This is a genomic window from Neisseria sp. P0021.S005, from assembly GCF_051956955.1.
This window is the reverse complement of record NZ_JBQCWY010000364.1, coordinates 1-3,074: the sequence shown is the minus strand read 5'-3', so window position 1 is coordinate 3,074 and position 3,074 is coordinate 1. Positions and strand designations below refer to the sequence as shown.

General features: G+C 50.4%; 2 protein-coding genes. Both read left to right on the top strand.

Annotated features, from left to right (window positions below; all coding sequences use genetic code 11):
- On the top strand, positions 1 to 1,754 hold a 1,754-nt coding region (locus ACTHUE_RS14225; protein WP_440423807.1), incomplete at its 5' end, for a cytochrome c biogenesis protein ResB.
- Positions 1,747 to 2,934 carry a c-type cytochrome biogenesis protein CcsB gene (ccsB, locus tag ACTHUE_RS14220; RefSeq protein ID WP_107792224.1) on the top strand — a complete coding sequence of 396 codons (1,188 nt, stop codon included), beginning with the start codon at positions 1,747 to 1,749 and terminating at the stop codon, positions 2,932 to 2,934. The genes ACTHUE_RS14225 and ccsB, both read left to right, overlap by 8 nt.
- The last annotated feature ends 140 nt before the right edge of the window (positions 2,935 to 3,074 follow it).

Genomic DNA, 3,074 nt, shown 5'->3' with positions numbered 1-3,074 from the left:
CCGGATTGTGCCTGATTCGCAATGTTCCGCCGTTTTTGCGCGAGATTCGTTCGTTCCGTGAAAACGCGAAGGAAAAATCGCTGGCGGCAATGCGCCATTCCATCGTTTTAGACGGACAGGTGACGCCTGAAGTCGCGCAACGATATTTGGAAGTGCAGGGCTACGGCTGCAAAACTGTTACGCGTGAAGACAGCTCGGTTTTGGTGGCGGCGAAAAAAGGCGCGATGAACAAATGGGGCTATATCTTTGCCCATGCCGCGCTTATTGTGATTTGTTTGGGCGGTTTGATAGACAGCAATATCCTGCTGAAAATCGGTATGCTTACCGGCCAAGTCGTGCCGGACAATACGGCGGTTTATGCCAAAGACTTTAAGCCCGAAAGCGTGTTGGGAGAATCCAACCTGTCGTTTAGGGGCAACGTCAATATCGCGGAAGGGCAGAGCGCGGACGTGGTGTTTCTGAATGCGGATAACGGCATGCTCGTGCAAGACTTACCGTTTTCCGTCAAATTGAAGAAATTCCATATTGATTTTTACGATACCGGTATGCCGCGTGATTTTGCTAGTGACTTGGAAGTAACGGACAAGGCGACCGGCAAAGTCAGCGAACACACCATCCGCGTCAACCATCCTTTGACGCTGCACGGTATTACAGTTTATCAGGCAAGTTTTGCCGACGGCGGCTCGGACTTGACGTTTAAAGCGTGGAATCTGGCTGATGCCGACCGCACTCCGGTCAAACTCAAAGCAACTTCCATGCGCGAGTTTCCGCTGGATTTGGGCAAGGCTTCTTATAAATTGGAATTCGACCAGTTTACTTCGATGAACGTCGAAGACATGAGCGAGCCGTCTGAAAAAGAGCAAAACCTGAAATCCGCCCTCAACGATGTTCGCTCCGTTCGTCAGGAAGGCAAAAAATACACCAATATAGGCCCGTCTATCGTTTACCGCATCCGCGACAAAGCAGGGCAGGCGGTCGAATATAAAAACTATATGTTGCCGGTAAAACAAGATGAAGACTATTTCTTCATTACCGGCACTCGCAGCGGCTTGGCGCAGCAATATCGTTGGTTGCGCATTCCGATGGATAAAAACGGCCAAATCGACACCTTTATGGCTTTGCGCCAATATCTGAAAGATGATGCGGCACGCCGTAAAACCGTTGCTAATGCCGTTAAAGGCGCGCCTGCCGAAATCCGTGAGCAATTCATGGCAGCGGCGGAAAACACTTTGTCGATTTTTGCCAAAGGCGGCTATTTGGCTTTGGACGAATTTGTTACCACCAATATTCCGAAAGAGCAGCAGGAAAAAATGCAGGGCTATTTCTATGAGATGCTCTATGGCGTGATGAATGCCGCTTTGGAAGATACGATCAGCACATACAATCTGCCGGCTTGGCCGCAAGATGAAAAACGCAACCGCTTCCTGCTGCATGCAATGGATGCTTACACCGGTTTGACCGAATATCCCGCGCCAATGATGCTGCAATTGGAAAGTTTTACCGAAGTACGCTCTTCCGGCCTGCAGATGACCCGTTCACCGGGTGCATTCCTGGTGTATTTGGGTTCGGTATTGCTGGTGTTGGGTACGGTATTTATGTTCTATATTCGTGAAAAACGGGCTTGGCTGCTGTTTTCAGACGGCCGTATCCGTTTTGCCATGTCTTCCAGCCGCAACGAACGCGACTTGCAGAAAGAATTTCCGCAACACACACGGCAATTGCAGCAGCTTGCCAAGGATTTGAACCATGAATAACAAATATCAGGCCTTGCCCGAGCATGAGCTTCTGACACACAAATCATTTATCCGAAACCTCAACCTTTTCGACTGGGCATTCGCGCTGCTGATTGCAGTCGGTGCGTTTATTGCCCAAACCCAGGCCGGTCTGCACATGGACATCTACGAAATGGTGATTTTGTGGGTGAGTGCTGGGATTGCCGTTTTTCTGGGTTGGTTTTTCAAACCGATGCGCTGGTTTATCCCTTTGGGCGTGTGCTTGGCGTATTTGGCCGTTGATTTGTATGGGGGCGACATCAAACGCGCAGACGGCTTCCTGCTCAAATACCTGTTAAGCAGCCAGTCGGCGATTATGTGGCAATGCGCGTTTGTGTTCTTTGCCTTGTTTGCCTATATCGTCGGTGCGATAGCGGCGGTGCGCAAAAATGTGCCGTCCAATACGCTTTTGGGCATGGGTACCGTATTTGCGTGGGTTTCCGCGATGGCGGGCTTTGTCGGTTTGCTGGTGCGCTGGCATGAAAGCTATCTGCTGCGTCCCGATGCCGGCCATATTCCGGTTTCCAACCTTTACGAAGTATTCATCTTGTTCTTGGTCATTACGGCGCTGATGTACCTCTATTACGAAGGCCGTTTTGCCGTACAAAAATTGGGTGGCTTTGTCTTCAGCTTTATGGCGATTGTGGTCGGATTTGTCTTGTGGTACAGCGTTTCACGCGAGGCTCATGCCATTCAGCCGCTGATTCCGGCTTTGCAGTCTTGGTGGATGAAAATCCACGTTCCGGCCAACTTTATCGGCTACGGCGCATTCTGTATTGCCGCCATGCTGGGTATTGCCGAACTGCTGGCACTCAGAAAAGAAGATGCAGGCAAAAAATCATGGCTGCCGCACTCGCAAGTCATTGAAGAAGTGATGTACAAAGCGATTGCCGTTGGTTTCCTGTTCTTCACGATTGCCACCATTCTCGGCGCATTGTGGGCGGCTGACGCGTGGGGCCGCTATTGGAGCTGGGACCCGAAAGAAACTTGGGCATTTATCGTTTGGCTGAATTACGCTGTCTGGTTGCATTTACGACTGGTGGCAGGCTGGCGCGGCAGGGTGTTGGCTTGGTGGGCGGTCATCGGCTTAATCATTACCGCCTTTGCCTTTATCGGTGTGAATATGTTCTTGAGCGGCCTGCATTCTTACGGCACTTTGTAAGCAGCCTATCCCACACTTTATTTCAGACGGCCTTTTTCCGTTTTCGGAGAAAACGCCGTCTGAATCGTTTTTAATCATTTTTTCAGACGGCCTCAAACCATGTTGGTATTAGGAATTGAATCATCTTGCGACGAAACCGG

Excerpts from the sequence above, each read along its gene's own strand:
- ccsB (WP_107792224.1), top strand. The coding sequence starts at position 1,747 with ATGAATAACAAATATCAGGCCTTGCCCGAGCATGAGCTTCTGACACAC.